Below are 17,826 nucleotides of genomic sequence, written 5' to 3' on the forward strand. Positions count from 1 at the left end.
AATGTAACGCTAGTTCGTAATAAATTATGATGGACTTCCAGCAGATATTTGGTAAAACACCTGAAATGCAAGCCAGCGCACCAGGGCGGGTGAATTTGTTAGGCGAACACACCGACTACAATGATGGATTCGTGTTACCAACAGCGATTCCACAACGGACAACGGTAAATTTGGGTTTCAGCAAGGATGGACAGCACCACTTTTACTCACAAGAACTCGACGAACGGGTAAGCATTTCAGACAACGAACACACGCCGCCAGGATTCGCCAGCTATATATTAGGGTGCATCAGGCTTTTGCAGCAGGAAGGACAAGCAATACCGCCGCTGAACCTGCACGTTAGTTCGTCGGTACCGATGGGGTCGGGTTTGTCTAGCAGTGCGGCTTTGGAAGTTGCAACGCTCAGGGGAGTGCGATCGCTCCTCAATCTCGATCTCGATGATGTCCGCATCGCCGAAATAGCACAACAGGCGGAAATTCAATATGCTGGCGTCAACTGCGGCATTATGGATCAGATGGCTTCGAGCTTGGCTGACACAGATTCTATGCTGTTTTTAGACACGCGATCGCTAGAACGCCAAGTTATCCCTTTCCCTGCTGGTGCAGAAGTTTTGGTAATCGATAGTGGCGTACCGCGCACTTTGGCGACTAGCGGATACAACCAGCGTCGCGCTGAGTGCGAAGAAGCGGCGCGATCGCTGGGAGTTAAAGCACTCAGAGATATCAGCGATCCGCAAGCAGTGGAAAATTTACCCGAACCTCAGCGGCGTCGCGCTCGTCATGTCGTCACCGAGGATAACCGAGTGCTGGAGGTTCTGCAAGGAGTGTCAGCACAGCGGTTTGGGGAATTGATGAATGCTTCACATGCCAGCTTGCGCGACGATTACGAAGTTTCCGTCCCAGCGCTGGATACCCTCGTGGCGATCTTGCAAGAAACTCCGGGAGTTTTTGGTGCGAGGCTGACTGGTGCTGGTTTTGGGGGCGCGTGCGTAGCTTTGGTTGAGGCGGGAAAAGCGGGCGCGATCGCGCAAAACGTACTTGAACGTTACAACAATGCAGGTAACACCGGACGCATTCTAGTTCCAGAAATTTAATTGTAGTCTTTTAAAACCTTCCCCAACCCTCGCCGTAAATGGCGAGGGTTGGGGAGGGCTGGCATTAGTTTTAGCAATTAGCCAACTTCTATGCTATCGCCTGAAATTGAAGGCCATCGGACAGTCAGAATAATAGAATCTTCAAGAGCAGACCAAGAATGAGCTACACCAGGCACCCAAAGAACATAGTCACCCTCACTAGATAATAATACTTCTTCCTCCGGAAATTGCAGGCGAAATCGCCCTTTAATCAGAATAGAAAGTGTAGTTGCTTCCTCGTTCGTTGCCCACTGATTTCTACTATCTCCTGCTTGGTGGACAGCCCATTTTACCTCTAAATCCGTGGTCGAACGCGGGTCATCCGTCGGAGTTACAAAGTGACCAAGAATCCAACCCCAACGTTTTTTACCTTCAGTCTGAGCGTTTCCAAAAATAACTTTAGGCTGCATTAGGTAATATCAAGTAGCGTTCAAATATGTCATGCTGTCTTCAGCATCGCATATATAGCCATCCTATTTAAGTTGTGAACAAGTATTCCCTTGGTGTAAGGGGACGGCAATGCCTTGTCCCTACAGGGGTTGACAAATCATTTGAGATTGCTATAGCCATCCTAATTTATTTAGATTCTCCCTTTTCTCCTCTTCTGCGCTCTCTCTTTCCCCTGCGGTTCGTAAAAAAAAGGTAAATTTCACACATAAAATAGGATTGCTATAGTTCCTATGAATGCAATTTGGTACAATCAAACAATTTTGACATTGCTTCCCTTAGCTTTCTTCGGCTTACAACGAGACAAACAAGCCTCAAGATAAGGACAGTCTTCACACTTGATTGCTTGCCCTGGATTAGCACACCCACAGGGAAGATGCAGCAAACACTCTTGAGGTTTTTTCAGTGCAAAACTGAAGGTTGTTTCTCGCAAACAAATAATGAAATCTCGTGCAATCATAATAATTTTGTTTTTCCCTATTTGATATTTAAGACAGATTTTGCTGTTGATTTCACAGCAGAACTCATATCAGCCAGAGTCTGAGCAATCGGACGCTGATTATGCAGAAAAACCCGCGCACACTTGCGTCCCGGCATCCCGGAAGCCGCCTGATTTTTCGACTCCTCAGTCCATCCTGTACCGTTTAAACCAGTACCTGCTGCACCTTTAATTTGATAAGGGGCAAAAAACTCAATCCACGTATGTTTACCAGGCAGTGCAAGGGATGTTTCTAGCATTGAAGGTACAGCTTGAAACATCGCAGCATCTTTTGGAATCTTACCCACACTGGGGTCAGCTTGAGCTTCCTCCACATAGCCAACTGAATCCGCAATTAACACCGAGGGAATCAAATACTTCTTTTATTTTCGATATCCTGGGAAATTTCAGCTTCAGCCTAAAAGCTTGTCTTACTTCTACTTAAGGAATAGTTTTATGTTAAATAAGATTGTATTTTAATATACAAAATACTTGCAGCGTAGGGTGCGTTAGCCAAGCGTAACGCACCCTACCAAACTAGACGCCAGGCGATACACCAACATCCTTTAATTTTGCAGGCTTAAAGAACCCATAATAACCTGCTGCTGCCGCCGTGAGAGCATTAAGCCAAACATTGTTTCCTAAGATTGGCATTAAGCCGAAAGTTGTGTTCGTTAAGGGCAACAAACCCATAATTGCTATCAAGGTATATACAATAGCAAAACCTTGATTGAATACCAGCGCACCACTAGGGCTAGTAGCCGCAGCAATTCCCAGAATACCCACTACAATGTGTACGGCATTATGCAAATAATTGGTGGGAAATAGTCCCAACACATTGCCGTATCCGTCACTAAACTTGAGATTAGGTACATAAAGCGGCGCATCGGATGCAACTTCAGGCATAGCAGTAAAGCCTGGTATAAATCCAACAATGCCTACAAACAAAAAGAAGATGCCAATGGCTAGGGCAAAAGCACGCTCTTTGTCGCTAATCCGGTTGATTAAATCAGCATAACGCTGTTGCATATTGATACCTCATTTCTAACAAAAATCACTCACAATTGGTCAGGGAGGAATTTCGGTTTAACTTACTATCCGTCATGATGGTAAGAAGTAATCCGGGGAACTTCCTGCCGGATACTATACTTTTTATTAAACTGATTTAATATCGCTTTAAATCTACCCAAAGGCATTATTGAATTGGGTTGAGCAGTTTATTGCTCTACATAATAAGGAATAGTTCTGCGTTTAGTTTACTTGGTTACTATAAATACAAAAAATCACACTCATCAAAGCTTAGAATCTAGCAGAGCTTACACACGCTTACTATGCCGAATAGGATAATATTCGGGGTAACTGTAGACATATACATAAATACCTCATTAACTGTTTAGTGTATTTTCCATTACATATAGCAATCCTATTTGATTTGTAAACTGTATGCGTGGCTTACGAAAAATATATATAGCGTTTCTCAGTTGGGTGGAATATATTGTGGTTCTAACGTTGGTAGGGGCATGGCATTGCCATGCCCCTACAGATGTATCGCACCCAATCCTTGAATTGCTATAGTTCACGTCTCAGATAGGATTGCTATACTTACCACTACCAATACAAGGTCTAGTATGATCAACGAGAATCGATAGTCAAAACTACTCGCCCTAGACCTTAAATTGCTCGGTAATCCGTTTCATTGCCTCTTCCACATTTTCCCGACTATTAAACGCCGAGATGCGGAAGTAGCCTTCGCCTGCTGCACCAAAACCAGAACCGGGGGTTCCCACAACATTCGCTGTGTGCAGCAACTTATCGAAGAAATCCCAACTAGACAAATCATTGGGCGTTTTCACCCAGACGTAAGGTGCATTCACGCCGCCATATACTTGCAATCCGGCTGCTGTCAGCTTCTCGCGAATAATTTTGGCGTTTTCCATATAGAAGTTGACAAGCGCCTTAGTTTGTGAAATACCTTCTGGGGAGTAAACCGCTTCGGCTCCGCGTTGCACGATATAAGACACGCCATTAAACTTGGTGGACTGGCGGCGATTCCACAGCTTCCAGAGTTCCACATCAGAACCATCGGTGGCTTTTGCTGTGAGCGTTTTTGGTACTACTGTTAACGCACAACGGGTGCCAGTAAAACCTGCATTCTTGGAGAAGGAGCGAAACTCGATCGCGCAATCCCTTGCTCCTTCAATTTCGTAGATGGAGTGAGGAAGGTTGGGATCGGTGATAAATGCTTCGTAGGCTGCATCGAAGAAAATGATGGAGCCATTGGCTTTGGCGTAGTCTACCCATGCCTTCAGGTGTTCTCTGGTAGCGATCGCTCCCGTAGGATTATTCGGGAAGCACAGATAAATCAAATCAACTTTCTCGCGAGGTATCTCTGCGGTAAAGTTGTTCTCTGCGGTGATCGGCAGATACACTAAACCTTTAAATTCGCCCTTCTCGTTAGCGTCTCCCGTATGTCCTGCCATCACGTTAGTGTCTACATACACCGGATAAACAGGATCGGTAACAGCGATCGCATTATCATCTCCAAAGATGTCGAGAATGTTGCCTGTATCGCACTTGGAACCGTCGGAGATGAAGATTTCCGACGCATCAACCTCGCATCCCCGCGATTGGAAGTCATTAATAGCAATTTTCTCGCGTAACCAGGCGTAGCCTTGCTCTGGGCCATAACCTTTAAAACTAGCGCGATCACCCATTTCTTCCACAGCTTTGATCATAGCCGCGCGGCAGGCTTCCGGCAGTGGTTCCGTGACATCGCCAATACCTAGCCGAATAATGTTGGCATCAGGATTGGCTTGTGCGAAAGCATTCACCCGTCGAGCAATTTCGGGAAACAGATAGCCTGCTTTCAGCTTCAGGTAGTTGGTGTTAATTGTTGCCATACTAGATTGTTCTAAACACGCTCCGCGACAGAACCAGTAAAATATTATATTGACATCCTGGGGTCGCTATAACATCTTTGGCGTTTAGCGGGGGTTCCATTCACATCTAGGCTAGGCATTTCTGCCTCCTGCTGGTCTGAAGTTAGCCGCAGCAGAAGTTTGGATGATAGAAACAGTCATTCATCCTGAGTAATAAAAGCAAGTTCACTTTTTCTTTTCAAAATCCGCAGCTGGCTGAGTTGATTCTTCATGCCAGTAGGCAGGGGGTAAAGCGATCGCTTTCGGTCGAGCAATTGGGTTAGACTTTAACTGCTTCTGGGCCTTAATATCTGTCAAAGGGCTAGAGGAGAACGATGAAGAAACGTCTTTATTCATTTTTCCGGCGGCAACTTGCGTGTTAATCGCCGCTCTTGCTGGTTCCAAAACCTCAGCTATCTGAACCTGCTGCTCTAGCTGCTCCGTTGAAGACACCAAACCGCTGAGTCCATTGACCAAATTTCGTAAATTGTTACGGAAAGCTTGATCACCTGTGAGATCGTCCAAATCGGATGTGATTTTCTGGGCGTTTTCAAAAGTTGTCCGCGCCGAATCCAATGTTTGTTGTAACACCACCAAATTTGTTGGACTATTAAGAGCGGTGGTAAGGTCGCGCAAGTTAGCTGATGCCTGCGCCGCATTAACAGATGCCTGCGCTGCGTTGGCCGAAAGAACTTCTAAATTACGCCGCAGTTGCGTATTGCCAAACTGGTTGACTTGTCCTGTCAGGCTGTTTACTGTAGTGCGTAGTTGCTGGCTGCTGGTGGAAAAGTTATCTAAAGTGCTGAGCAGAGTCGAGCGATTTTGTACCACTAAGCTGTTGACATTGCCAAGCAGTTGGTTTAACTGAGTGGCAGTTAGGCTGTATTGATTGGCAGTTCTAGTAATCTGATTTGCTGCCAAACCGAATTGATTTGCTGTACCGCCAATTTGATTAAGTTGGGCGCTGGTTTGGTTGGCGGCACGGGTTACAGCATTGGCAGCACCTGAGAAGGTTTTTATCTCTTGTTGTACTGTCGCGCTCAAACCGGAGAAATCGCGAGTGAGTTGCGCCACTCCAACTGCGGCATCGCTGGTATTTTTAGTGGCTGCTTTCAGGTTAGCTAATAAAGTTGGGTCGTTGTACAGATTGGCAATGCGGGTAGTGCTGCGAAGCAGTTCATCGAAACTAATACCAATTTGACCTCTTACACGCTCGTTGTTACAAACAATCAGGCCCGTCGGGCATTGGGGGTCAAGTGGCAGCGCAACTTTAACTTCAGGGGGGAGCTGCTTGAGGGGATTAATGTCGATGGAAGTTTCGCTCAACAGACCGGATTGATTGGCTTCAACTACGACTTCATTTGGCATTACCAAGTCTGCTGGGGAAATTTCCATTGTCACATCCACGCCATTAGAGCGAGGGTTAATGGCGGTAATTTGACCGACGTTAACGCCGCGATAGCGGACGGAAGCGCCTTGTTGCATTCCTCCAACATTGGCAAATTCTGCGATTACCGTGTAGCTTTTTTTACCATACCTGATGTCACGTATCCAAAAGATTAGTCCACCAAACAAGAAAAGGGACACTAGGATTAACAAACCGACGGAGCCTTCTCGAACTGTTCGCGATCGCATCTGTCTTCCTCATAAAATTAAAAATGCAAAACTAAAGATTAAAAAAGCAGATTTTTAATTTTTAATTTTTAATTTTTAATTGATTTTAGCCGACAACATGAATTGGTCCGGTTACACTGGCGCTAAAAAATTGTCGCACCAGAGGATCATCTGTAGTGTCAATCTCGCTCGTTGCACCTGACCACTGTATCTGTCCTTGATAGAGAAACACAATTCGGTCAGAGGTGCGGCGAATGGTACTATCTTGGTGCGTCACCATCACGTAACTGCCGCAACCGCCTTGCTGACGTTGCAACTGCCGGACTAAATCTTCTATCACCGTAGAGGCGATGGGGTCAAGTCCAGCGGTAGGCTCATCATACAGTAAAACTTCTGGCGTGTCCTGGGAGCTGTCTGGATTCGACATTATAGCACGAGCGAAACTGACTCGCTTCCGCATCCCGCCGGAAAGCTGGGAGGGGTAGCGATCGCTCATTCCCCCCAACCCGACCATCTCCAACTTTTCCTCTACCAGTTCTCGTATCCGCCGATACCCTAGTTTAGAATGCTCAAACAGCAGAAAGCCGACATTTTCTTCCACTGTCAAGGAGTCAAACAAAGCCGCCTGCTGGAACACCATGCCAATGTTTATCGGATCTTCAGCATCTTCAATTAAACCCTGACGACGCTTCCCCCCGACATAAATCTCGCCAGCATCGGGAGCCAGCAGTCCGGCAATAATTCGCAAAATCGTCGATTTCCCAGTTCCAGAGGGGCCAATAATTGCCAGCGCATCACCCTGATAAATCGTCAGATTAACCTGATCTAGGATGACACTGCTGCCAAAAGATTTAGAAATTCCCTTTAGTTCAATTAGCGGTTCAGACATATAGGGTTAGGGGCTGGGGACTGGGGGCTGGGGGCTGGGGACTAGAGACTAGGGGCTAGGGACTAGATAAGACTTTTTCCCAATCCCCAATCCCCAATCCCCAATCCCCAATCCCCAATCCCCAATCCCCAATCCCATTACCTTACGCCCTGACGGACTCCGTTCGATGTAGCCGTGCCAGTTTCTTCTGAGGACATCTCCAGTCCGAAGACACGCCCGAAGACCTTTTCTACCTTGTAGCCGGAATCAATCGACTCTAAGGGGTCTTTGCGGAGACGGTGGCGTAGACAAAGGGCAATGACGCGGCGGATGTCGTCTACAGTGGCTTCGGTGCGTCCTTCCAAGGCTGCGATCGCTTTGGCGGCCCTGTTGGTCACGATGTCACCCCGCAGACCATCCACATCCAATTCTGAGCAAACAGAGGAAATGTTTACCCGCAGTTCGTACTCCATCTTGACCGAGGGTAGTAACTCCTGGGCGCTGACTAGCTTTTGTTGCAACTCTTGTTGCTTGTCCTGGTACTTTTCGAGAAACTGCTGCGGATTTTGGTCAAACTCGGCTCGTTGCTCTACAATTTCCACTCGCAACGCTGGTTCTTTCACCGTGCGGATTTCAGCGTGCATTCCGAAACGGTCGAGCAATTGGGGGCGCAGTTCGCCTTCTTCCGGGTTGCCGGAACCCACCAACACAAACCGGGCAGGGTGGCGAATCGAAATGCCTTCCCGTTCTACGGTGTTCCAGCCACTAGCTGCTGAGTCCAGCAGCACATCTACCAGGTGGTCGTCAAGTAAGTTGACTTCATCCACGTAGAGAATACCCCGGTTAGCTTTAGCGAGGAGTCCAGGTTCAAAGGCTCTGACTCCTTGGGATAAAGCTTTTTCGATGTCGATGGTGCCGCAAACGCGGTCTTCTGTGGCACCAAGGGGCAGGTCAACCATCTGGACTTTTTTCTTGGCGACGGGTATTTCCTGTTGCTGTGCAACCAGGTCGCGCACGGTGTCGCTCATCACGTCGGGGTCGTTGGGATCGCTATTGAAGGGGTCATCAGCAACGACTTCGATTTCGGGCAATAGGTCAGCCAACGCCCGGATGGTGGTGGATTTGCCAGTGCCGCGATCGCCCATAATCATGACACCGCCAATTTTGGGGTCAATTACATTCAGCAGCAAAGCCAGTTTCATCTCTTCCTGACCGACGATCGCAGTGAAAGGAAAAACCGCACGGCTTGCTCTTTTTTCAGGCGCTGAGGCAGTCGGACTCACAGAATTTTTACTCCGGGCTTGTTATTGACAGACTTTCATTGTGCCACTTTTATCCCTTAAAAATTCTAATTCACAACTTAAAAATGATTACATTTTCAACTATGGAGTGCTAATCCCCTAGCTCCCTGTGCTACCCAGTCCCCAATCCCCAATCCCCAATCCCTTATTAACTATGGAGTGGTAATCCCCTAGCTCCCTGTGCTACCCAATCCCCAATCCCCAATCCCTTTATTAACTATGGAGTGGTCATCCCCTAGCTCCCTCTGCTACCCAGCCCCCAATTCCCAATCCCCAGTCCCCAATCCCCCTCATCGCGGCACCCCTGAAGAGGTACTTCTAATTTCTGGCTCCGCACTTGTGAGTCCCAAATCTTGTCTAGGCATGACCGACTGTTGTAAAGTGCCAGAATCTATTAGGCGTTTCAAATCGTTTAGCACCTCTAAAGTTGTCTGGTAACGGTCGAGGAAGTGGTAACGCACCATTTTATCGATGATGTTGGCAAATTCCTCCTGAACTGAGGCGAAATCGCGCCAGATGACGTTGCAGGTTTCGTCACTTGAAAGCTTTTGGGGAGATATGCCCGTCAGCGCCTCAATGCCAATTATGCCAACAGCGTAGATATCGCTACTGAAGTTTGGCTTACCTTTGTATTGCTCAGGCGGCGTGTAACCTTTCGTACCAATGGCAACGGTGAGATTTTCCTGTTCGTTAGGGTTTTGGGGTTGCATTTGTTTAACCGCTCCAAAGTCAATCAAAAACAGTTTATTGTCTTTTTCGCGGCGGATAATGTTGCTGGGTTTGATATCCCGGTGGATTACGTAGTTTTCATGGATAAAAGCCAAAGTTTCCAGAATCCCATACAGTATTTCAGCTACTTGCGCTTCTGGTAGGCGCTTGTCTACTGGTAATTCGTCGCTCAACGGATGACCTTTGACAAATTCTTCAACTAAGTAAAATTCTTGGTTTTCTTCAAAATAAGCTAATAATTGGGGAATTTGAGGATGATGACCCAACTGTTCTAGAATTTCAGCTTCTGTGTGAAACAGTCGTCTTGCCAGTTGCAAGAATTTTTCATCGCGATGAGCAGGCATCAAGTGCTTAATTACACACAGGGGATTACCAGGTCGCTTGGTATCTTCTGCTAGATATGTGTGACCAAAACCGCCGGAAGCTAAACCCCGAACGGTTTTGTAGCGTCCTGCTAGTAGGGAACCACCCCGGCGATCGCCTATTTGTCCGGCTAAGGACAATGGTAAGAGAGGCCGCTTTGATTGCTCGTTGTGCAGATCGGCGGCTTTGGTAGTCGCGTCTGGATTGTCTTCCCAGACCGCAGTCGAACTATCATCTGTGACCGAAGATTGTTCAGGAGCGATCGCTGTTGAATCATCATCCTTTAGCGCCCAAGATTGTTCAGGAGCGATCGCTCCTGTCGCTAACGTCTCCTGCCGTTTTTCTTTCAGCAGCGCTTGCATCTCCAGCAGGTTGTTCTGCTGTTCCCGAACCAAAAGCGCAATCTTTTTATGCTCTTTCTCGGCTTGGTGAGTATTGTAAGCCATCACCCCAGCACCAGTCATCACCAAAGCCAAGGCTGGCGGCACCAGCGGCACCCATCCCGCCTGAGTAAACAGAAGCCAGCAAGTTCCAGACAAAACCGCTAAGCACGCCCCTTCTGCTAGTGCCAGATGCCCTGGATGCCGCAGCCGAAAAGCCACCAGTCCGCCGACTACAGACCAGCCTACCAGCCAAAGTGCTTCTCCCCACTCAGGCCAGAACCAAAATTGACGATGGCCATCCAGACTAGCACTGAGAATCTGACTTACCATCTGGGCATGAATCACAACTCCGGGCATTTTGCGGTTTCCCGTCACTCCAGCGCTGTAAGGAGTATAAAAAGCATCATCAACGCTGGCGGCGGTGACACCGATGAGAACGATGCGGTCTTTTACCAAGTTTTCGTCAACCTGACCGTTGAGAACTTGGGACATTGTGACTTGCTTTGCCGGATATTTGGGGGCGCGGTAATTTAGCAGGATTTGATAACCGCGTGTATCTTCCCCTATATATCCTCCATCATTGGCTTCTAGCGGTTTAAATACGGCATTTTTTATTTTGAGATAACCTTCCTCACTCTCTGTTGGTTTAATTCCTTCTTTTTCCAAGTAACGTTGTACCAGCTGGAAGCCCAAGGAGTTAAAGTTAGGACAAGGCTGGTGAGCGGATGGAGAGACAAATAACAAACCCCGGCGGATAACGCCATCAGAATCAGTTTTCCCTATATCGGCAAAGCCAGCGCGGTCATCGGCAATCTTGGGCGGTGGTGGCGTGCCAGGGGCTTCCCCGTCTTTGACTGCACACACAGGAACGATGCGGCGATCGCTACTCATCAGCTTGGAGAATGCCGCATGACCCGGTTCTACTGGCAAATCGCGATAAATATCTAGCCCGATAGCACGCGGATTTTTTGAGAGCAATTTTGTCAATAACTGCTGCATCACGCCATCAGTTATTGGGTACTTTTTGTAAGTTTGGATGTCCGCTTCCGTGACAGCCACCACCAACAGCCGGGGGTCTGGTTCTTTCTCAGGTAGCAGCCGCACCATTTGATCATAAGCACCCAGTTCCAAGGTTTCCAGCAGACCCTGCTGCCGCACCCCCACCACAAAGATACTGACTGCCACACTCACTACAACTGTTGGTAGCCTCCATACTGAGGCACCTGTGCGTACCAGACGCGATCGCATTCCACTGAAATTCGGCTTTGAGAGCTGAGCCATTACATAAATGTCAGGTTATAAGATTAGAAGCCAAGGAAGGCTGTCAGCCTAAAACGTTCCCTACCCTTAAAGAACCCTTACGGTGTCAGAACTTGCTAATTTTTCCCACCGCTACGGCTGTTGGGTAAGAGCTTGCCTACAGACGTTTGGAGCCTTCAACAGCTTCTTTGAACCAATGCCCCTGACCATGCTTGCATTTTAGTACCCATCGTTGGCAGACTTAATCTACCATTTAGCTTGATTTTAATTTTTTTTTGAGATATTTGCCGATTTATAGCTCGGTTTTTGATATTTCAGAGCGAATCTTATGTACGTTTTCCTCCCAATTCATGCCATCAAAAGGAACGATGTAAAAACGAGACAAGACATCACCATCCAAACAGCGCACGTTGACATCAATCGAGTCGGGATGGGAGCGGGGGCGATAAAATGGGTGAATCCCACAAACACGACAGAAAGTGTGCTTGGCAATACCAGTGTTGAAGGTATAGGTTGTCAAAACCTCTGCACCAGACAGTAAGGTAAAATGCTCCGGTGGCACGATTAAATGTAAAAAACCCTTCTTTCTACAGATGGAGCAGTTGCAATCATCTGCCTTATGCTCGTCCACTATGACGCGAAAGCGCACTGCGCCACAGTGACAGCCGCCTTCATAAGTAACCAGTTCTTCTGATGCGCTCATTTCGCAGAATCTTGGGCTAAATGGCGGTGGTTTTGATGCCGATGGTAGACCCCAAGACATGATAACCGCCTAGTGTGGCAAGCATAGCACCGATGAGTATGTAGGTGGGCAAAAGCCTAGGTAAAAAAATTTGAAGTAGACAGCTAAAATATTCTGGTGCATGAATGTATTAGAAGTATTCATAAACGATATGATGTGTTAACAATTTGCTCAATACCCCATATACTCAGTTGCGGTGTTCAACGCCAGTAAAGTCGGGTTAAAGTGAGGTTGGTCAGAGTGCGTCAGTTCTGTGTGTGGTTAAGTTGCAGTTAAGAAGCAAGAACGATGAGTGATAAAAGTATGGCATTTCTGGCCGGGGCTGCCTTCGCTGGAATTGCGGCTATCGTCTTGCTGAAGACAGGAGGTAGTGCAGGCCAAACTAACCTATCCGCTTATACTGCGGTGCCACCGCCACCGCTTGGTCAGCCTTCGATGACCGGGCAGCTGCCGCCGCCTCCTCCTGCTGCTAACGCGATCGCGCCGCAGGATCAGACTCAATCTTCTTCCTATTGTCTACGACAGCAGAACGACACAGAACGTCTCAGAGATCAGCTGGAACAGCAGCGGAATGAAACTGAGCAGATGAAACTTCAACTGCGGAATCAGCAGACGCTTATCGAGGCTCTGACGACGCAGGCAAAAACAAATGTGCTGGGGGGACAGGTAAACTCAGCGACTTTGGCAACCGCGGGGCAGCCGAATAATCAAATTCTTTCCGGTGTACTCTGGGCATTTGGAGGAATCGTTTTAACTTTGTTTGGTGGCATTGTCGTTGCAGGAATTTTTGTTGTGTTCTCGCAACAGCAGCGTCATTCCCGGACAGTGCAAGTGATTCATCCGATTCCTACTCATCCGCCAAGTGTAACTCAAAGAAGGCGTTCTGAGTTTCTGCCGCCTCGGTTGGAAAGCAGACGAGATGACCCGATAGATTATGACAGGTATTAGTCAAGGGTTAATGACATTTAGCAATTAGCAATTAGCACCGAATTCCACTTCTCCCAGCGAGGTTTGCAACTACCGCAGCTAACTCGGCTGGTTCCACAGGTTTAGGTAAATGTATCTGGAAACCGGACATAAGCGATCGCGTCCGATCCTCAGCCCTAGCGTATGCTGTTAGTGCAGCAGCTGGAATCAGACCCCCTTGCTCTGGCGATAGCGCTCGTACCTTGGTGATCAAAGTATAGCCGTCTTCTTCAGGCATCCCGATATCACTGACTAAAACATCTGGCTTTGACTGTTTAATCAGCTCCATTGCCTCGCTCACCGATGCAGCTGCTTTTACTTGGGCTTTGCACTCTTCGAGTACCGTAGTCAGAAACAGGCGAGTATCAGCATTGTCATCGACCACAAGTACCTTTAACCCATCCAGCGAGGGCGGATTGAACGATACTCCACTTTCAACAGCTGCTGGCTGTACCCGCTCCCCATTGCTTGCCTCCACACGGACAGGCATAACTGGAAGTTTGACAATAAATGTCGCTCCCTTCCCCGCGCCTTCGCTGTGGGCGCGAACTGTTCCCCCGTGCAGTTCTACCAAGTTGCGGACAATCGCTAAACCTAGTCCGAGTCCGCTGTATTGCCTAGTGATAGAGCTATCAGCTTGACGAAACCGCTCAAAAACATAAGGCACAAAGTCGGGGTTGATGCCTTCTCCGGTATCGCTGATTGTAATCTCCACATGAGAGTTAATCCGTTCCAGGCTAACTTGAACACTCCCTTCCTTGGGCGTAAACTTAATCGCATTAGATACCAGGTTCCAGATTACCTGCTGCAAACGGTCTGAGTCGCCTGAAACTGGCCCGGCTGCCGGGTCGAGTATGCTTTGCAGCCGGATTGCCTTAGCCTCAGCCGCTGGGCGGACGGTATCAAGAGCCGCCTCAATCACTGTGGACAGTTCCACTGGGCGGACACTCAAGCGGAGTTTGCCTTGAATAATCCGGGAGACATCCAGCAAATCCTCAACCAGTTGTGCTTGCGCTCTGGCAGAGCGTTCAATTGTCTCCATAGCTCTAGCAGTAGTCGCTTCGTCAAACTTTCGAGTATTCAGCAGCCGCAGCCACCCTAGCATGGCATTTAGTGGCGATCGCAATTCGTGGGAAAGTGTCGCCAAAAATTCGTCCTTCATTCGGTTGGCTGCCTCGGCGGCGGCGCGTGCTTCCTGTTCCGAGGCGAGTAGCTGGGCACGTTCGTCCTCAGCTTGCTTGCGTTCGGTGAAGTCGCGCATGATTTTGACAAAGCCTCGCAACCCAGTTTCATCTTTTAAGGGTGTTACGAAGCCACTTGCCCAGAAACGGCTGCCGTCTTGGCGAACGTGCCAGCGCTCATCCTCAGCCCGACCTTCCGCTTCTGCTGTGTGGAGTTCCTTTTTGTCCTCGCCGCGCTCCAGGTCTTCTAGGGTAAAGATAATTGAAGAATGTTGTCCCAGGATCTCTGCTTCCTGATAGCCTAAAATGCGTTCTGCCCCAGCGCTCCAACGGACAACACGCGCCTCTGTATCGAGAAAGAAAATCGCGTACTCCTTCACATTTTCCAACAACAGGTGGAACCGCTCTTCGCTTACCCGCTGTGCTTCCTCGGCAAACTTGCGATCGCTGATGTCAGCTACTATGTAAACGGCACCTGTGAAAGCTTTGCTCTGGTCAAATATCGGATCTGCGGTGATGGCAAACCAGCGCGTACCGTTCTTTAGCTCTCTGCTTTCGCGACGCTGAGTTTGCTGAATGCTAGAAAAGGGACACTCCTCGATAGAACTCAGTATTTGTTGTAGGAGTTCCTGGTGAAAGCTACCCTCGATGTGGCTGAAGGGTTTCTCCAGAAGCTGACACATGGCGCTGTTACATCTCACAACTTTTCCTTCGGCATCGAGTAAACAAACACCGTCGCTTATTGCATCAAAGGTAGTCTGCCACTCCTTCGCTAAAGCCAGGGCCGATTCCTCAGCTTCTCGGATGCGGAGCAGCGCTTTGACAGTGGCGATCAATTCTATTGGCTCTACAGGTTGGGCTAGGTAGCCATCTGCACCGCCTTCTAATCCCTGTGCCTTATCTCGGCTCTTGACAAAACTAGCGGATAAATGTAACACGGGAATAAAGGACGTTTCAGGGTTTTCCTTAATCCGGCGACATACCTCAAACCCATCGATATCTGGAAGCTTTACGTCAAGGATTATTAAGTCGGGTTGTTGTGCTACCACCATTCGCAGACCAGCTTCGCCTGTTGCTGCTTCCTTCACCAGAAATCCGGCTTGTTTTAACATCCGGCTGACGACATAGCGGTTGGTTTCGTTGTCGTCTACGTGCAGAATAGTTACAACGCTATCATCCATGATTTTTTTCTCCAGGTTCCAGCACTAGCCCAGCTTTAAGCAGTGCTTCCCGACTTCGGGCGATCGCATCTTCCCGCAATGGATCTTTAGAGAGAATCGCTACCGTCCTCCGGGCAAGATCCCTTTTTTCCTCTTCTTCTAGCACTTTTGATGTATTAATAATTACCGGTATATTGCTAGTAGCGCGATCGCTTTTTAGAAGTTCTATCACCTCAAATCCGTTCATGTGTGGCATTGCCAGATCCAGAAAAATGCAATCCGGATTTTCTTCTCCCGCTAAGCGGATACCTTCGCGTCCATTTTCGGCTTCAAGGATTGTAAAATTAGCATAAGCTAATAATTGCTTTAGTAAATATCGGGATACTTTGTCATCGTCAATTATCAAAATTTTCTGTTGTCTCTTTTTATTAATAAGTTTATTAAAGTTATCCAATAGTAATAATCGCTCTACTGGTTTGACAAAAAACGCATCTGCTCCCAATTCTAGCGCTTTTTTATCGTTATTGATAACGGTAATCACGAGCAGGGGGATATCCCGCGTTGCTTCATTTTGTTTCATTTCTGAAATCAAATTCCAGGTATTTTGCTCTTTTAGTAATATGTCAGATATTACCGCAACAGGTTTAAACATCTCAAGAGCAAGTTGGGCTTCTTGGAGCGATCGCGCCTGAATAAGCTGATAATTTGAACCCTGGAAATACTTCTCGTAAGTAAAGAATGTCTCCTCGTTGTCCTCTATTACGAGTACAGGAAAACGAGACGGATCTAACTGCCAGTTTACATCTGGCACCACTGCCCCAAACTCGGAATTATTGTAGCTAATCGGTATGGTAGCAAAGAACGTTGACCCCTTTCCTAGCTCACTTGTTAAAGAAACATTGCCGCCCAGCAATTCGGTTAAATGCCGTGATAGAGAAAGTCCAAGTCCTGTGCCTTTAACCCGCTTTTGAAAAGCGGAATCTACCTGGACAAATTCCTCAAAAATTCGCTTTTTATCCTCCGGTGCAATGCCAATTCCGGTATCAGCCACCGAAAAAACTACCGTTCTACCAACCAATTTGGCAGCAATGCGAACTTCACCTTTTTCTGTATATTTGATTGCATTAGAAACAAAATTTCTCAGAATCTGAGCAACTTTGCCTTCATCAGTGTAGAGTGTGGGAATACCAACGGGTTCTTCAAAAATCAGAGAAATTGAAGAATTATAGGCGAGAAGAGGACGCAGCATCCCTCTTAAAGCGCCGAAAAGCTCGCTCACCTCAAACTCATTCGGATGAATAACAATTTTTCCCGCTTCAATCTTTGCCAGATCCAAAAGGTCGTTAACTAACTCCAAAAGGCCTTCACCTGATTGGCGGATAAACCTTACTTGCTTTTCTTGCTCATCTGTCAATTCCCCATCCATCCGATCTAGCAGTAGGCGGGACAGAGACAAAATAGAGTTTAGCGGTGTGCGAAACTCGTGACTCATATTCGAGAGAAATCGAGTTTTAAGTTCATTAGCGCGCTGTAAAGAATCAGCTTTTTCGTCTAATTCTGCATATAGTGCCACAACACCGCGATTAGTATCCTCCAGCTCACGATTGAGCTGAGCTAGCTCGGCTTGACGTTTTTCTAGTTCTTCTAGAGTGCGAAGCAGTTCTTGGTTTTGCTGCTGAATTTCCGAATAAGGATTTTCAGGCGATCGCATTATCAACTCATTAGCAATCTCACCCAAACGTTTTGTGGTGACTATAGGGCTGCGTTTAGGCAAATTTTTCCCCATCACCACTACTGTTCCTTGCTCAGGGGTTGAGTCAATGCGAAACTGATCCATCAGTCGTTTGCTGCCAATAATGCCTAACCCCATTCCCGTATTCGATGTATATTGTCCCTCTAGAATAGTCTTGAGATTAGGGATACCCCGCCCTTTGTCACGAATGGAAACCATGAATATTTGAGGCGATTCGCCTTCCACCCAAAATTGAATTTTTCCACCCTTTGCATATTGAAAAGCGTTGCGGGCAATTTCAGAAACCGCAGTAGCAATGCGCGTCCGATCTTGAGAGTCAAAACCCAACAACTCAGTAATCTGGCGCACCCGCTGACGTGTCATAACGACATCTTGTTCAAAGCGTATTTCTATAGTGAGGATAGTTATCTCTTCCTTAGCCATCGGTTATTTATTAATAGATATAGCAATCCTAAATCATTTATAAAACCTTCCGTCTCTCCTCTTTCTCTCTTGTTTCTCCTTTCTCTTCCTAAGCCTAAAGCGTAGGC

At 47.5% G+C, this 17,826-nt stretch carries 12 protein-coding genes and 1 pseudogene; 2 read left to right on the top strand and 11 right to left on the bottom strand.

What is annotated here, in order from left to right; translation table 11 throughout:
* Nucleotides 1-29 precede the first annotated feature (29 nt).
* Nucleotides 30-1,094: a galactokinase gene (galK, locus tag NDI42_RS13720; protein WP_190458816.1), complete on the top strand. Its 1,065-nt coding sequence runs from the start codon at nucleotides 30-32 to the stop codon at nucleotides 1,092-1,094.
* A gap of 77 nt (nucleotides 1,095-1,171) precedes the next feature.
* On the opposite strand, the gene NDI42_RS13725 is transcribed toward galK, so the two are convergent.
* From NDI42_RS13725 to NDI42_RS13765, 9 genes and pseudogenes are all read right to left on the bottom strand, one after another.
* Complete coding sequence (locus NDI42_RS13725) at nucleotides 1,172-1,543, bottom strand: cupin domain-containing protein (protein WP_190458753.1); 372 nt, start codon at nucleotides 1,541-1,543, stop codon at nucleotides 1,172-1,174.
* A 514-nt stretch (nucleotides 1,544-2,057) separates the two neighbouring features.
* A pseudogene (locus NDI42_RS13730) lies at nucleotides 2,058-2,438 on the bottom strand (hypothetical protein); the annotation flags it as partial.
* Between the two features lie 157 nt (nucleotides 2,439-2,595).
* A complete protein-coding gene (locus tag NDI42_RS13735) occupies nucleotides 2,596-3,087 on the bottom strand; it encodes a DUF4383 domain-containing protein (RefSeq protein WP_190458758.1) in 492 nt (163 codons plus the stop codon).
* A gap of 635 nt (nucleotides 3,088-3,722) precedes the next feature.
* Nucleotides 3,723-4,958 carry an LL-diaminopimelate aminotransferase gene (locus NDI42_RS13740; protein ID WP_190458760.1) on the bottom strand — a complete coding sequence of 412 codons (1,236 nt, stop codon included), beginning with the start codon at nucleotides 4,956-4,958 and terminating at the stop codon, nucleotides 3,723-3,725.
* A gap of 204 nt (nucleotides 4,959-5,162) precedes the next feature.
* Entirely contained in the window at nucleotides 5,163-6,611 is a 1,449-nt protein-coding gene (locus NDI42_RS13745) for an MlaD family protein (RefSeq protein WP_190458764.1), read from the bottom strand.
* A gap of 85 nt (nucleotides 6,612-6,696) precedes the next feature.
* The gene (locus tag NDI42_RS13750; protein WP_190458766.1) at nucleotides 6,697-7,479 is read right to left on the bottom strand and encodes an ABC transporter ATP-binding protein; all 783 of its coding nucleotides are present in this window, start codon (nucleotides 7,477-7,479) and stop codon (nucleotides 6,697-6,699) included.
* A gap of 137 nt (nucleotides 7,480-7,616) precedes the next feature.
* Nucleotides 7,617-8,741 (bottom strand): magnesium chelatase ATPase subunit I, encoded by a 1,125-nt coding sequence (gene bchI, locus NDI42_RS13755; RefSeq protein WP_190428100.1) that lies wholly within the window; start codon nucleotides 8,739-8,741, stop codon nucleotides 7,617-7,619.
* 308 nt (nucleotides 8,742-9,049) lie between these two features.
* Nucleotides 9,050-11,515, bottom strand: coding sequence for a CHASE2 domain-containing serine/threonine-protein kinase (locus NDI42_RS13760; protein WP_199311368.1), 2,466 nt, complete (start codon nucleotides 11,513-11,515; stop codon nucleotides 9,050-9,052).
* 271 nt (nucleotides 11,516-11,786) lie between these two features.
* Nucleotides 11,787-12,197 carry a GFA family protein gene (locus NDI42_RS13765; RefSeq protein WP_190458819.1) on the bottom strand — a complete coding sequence of 137 codons (411 nt, stop codon included), beginning with the start codon at nucleotides 12,195-12,197 and terminating at the stop codon, nucleotides 11,787-11,789.
* A 327-nt stretch (nucleotides 12,198-12,524) separates the two neighbouring features.
* Between NDI42_RS13765 and NDI42_RS13770 the strand changes: the two genes are divergently transcribed.
* On the top strand, nucleotides 12,525-13,184 hold the full coding sequence (locus NDI42_RS13770) for a heterocyst differentiation related protein (protein ID WP_190458768.1): 660 nt from the start codon (nucleotides 12,525-12,527) through the stop codon (nucleotides 13,182-13,184).
* Nucleotides 13,185-13,215: 31 nt separating this feature from the next.
* On the opposite strand, the gene NDI42_RS13775 is transcribed toward NDI42_RS13770, so the two are convergent.
* Both NDI42_RS13775 and NDI42_RS13780 read right to left on the bottom strand, forming a co-directional pair.
* On the bottom strand, nucleotides 13,216-15,564 hold the full coding sequence (locus tag NDI42_RS13775; RefSeq protein ID WP_190458770.1) for a response regulator: 2,349 nt from the start codon (nucleotides 15,562-15,564) through the stop codon (nucleotides 13,216-13,218).
* Entirely contained in the window at nucleotides 15,557-17,719 is a 2,163-nt protein-coding gene (locus tag NDI42_RS13780) for an ATP-binding protein (protein ID WP_190458772.1), read from the bottom strand. Before NDI42_RS13780 ends, NDI42_RS13775 begins: the two co-directional genes overlap by 8 nt.
* Between the last annotated feature and the right edge of the window lie 107 nt (nucleotides 17,720-17,826).

The sequence above is a fragment of the Funiculus sociatus GB2-C1 genome, from assembly GCF_039962115.1.
GTDB classification, from domain to species: domain Bacteria; phylum Cyanobacteriota; class Cyanobacteriia; order Cyanobacteriales; family FACHB-T130; genus Funiculus; species Funiculus sociatus.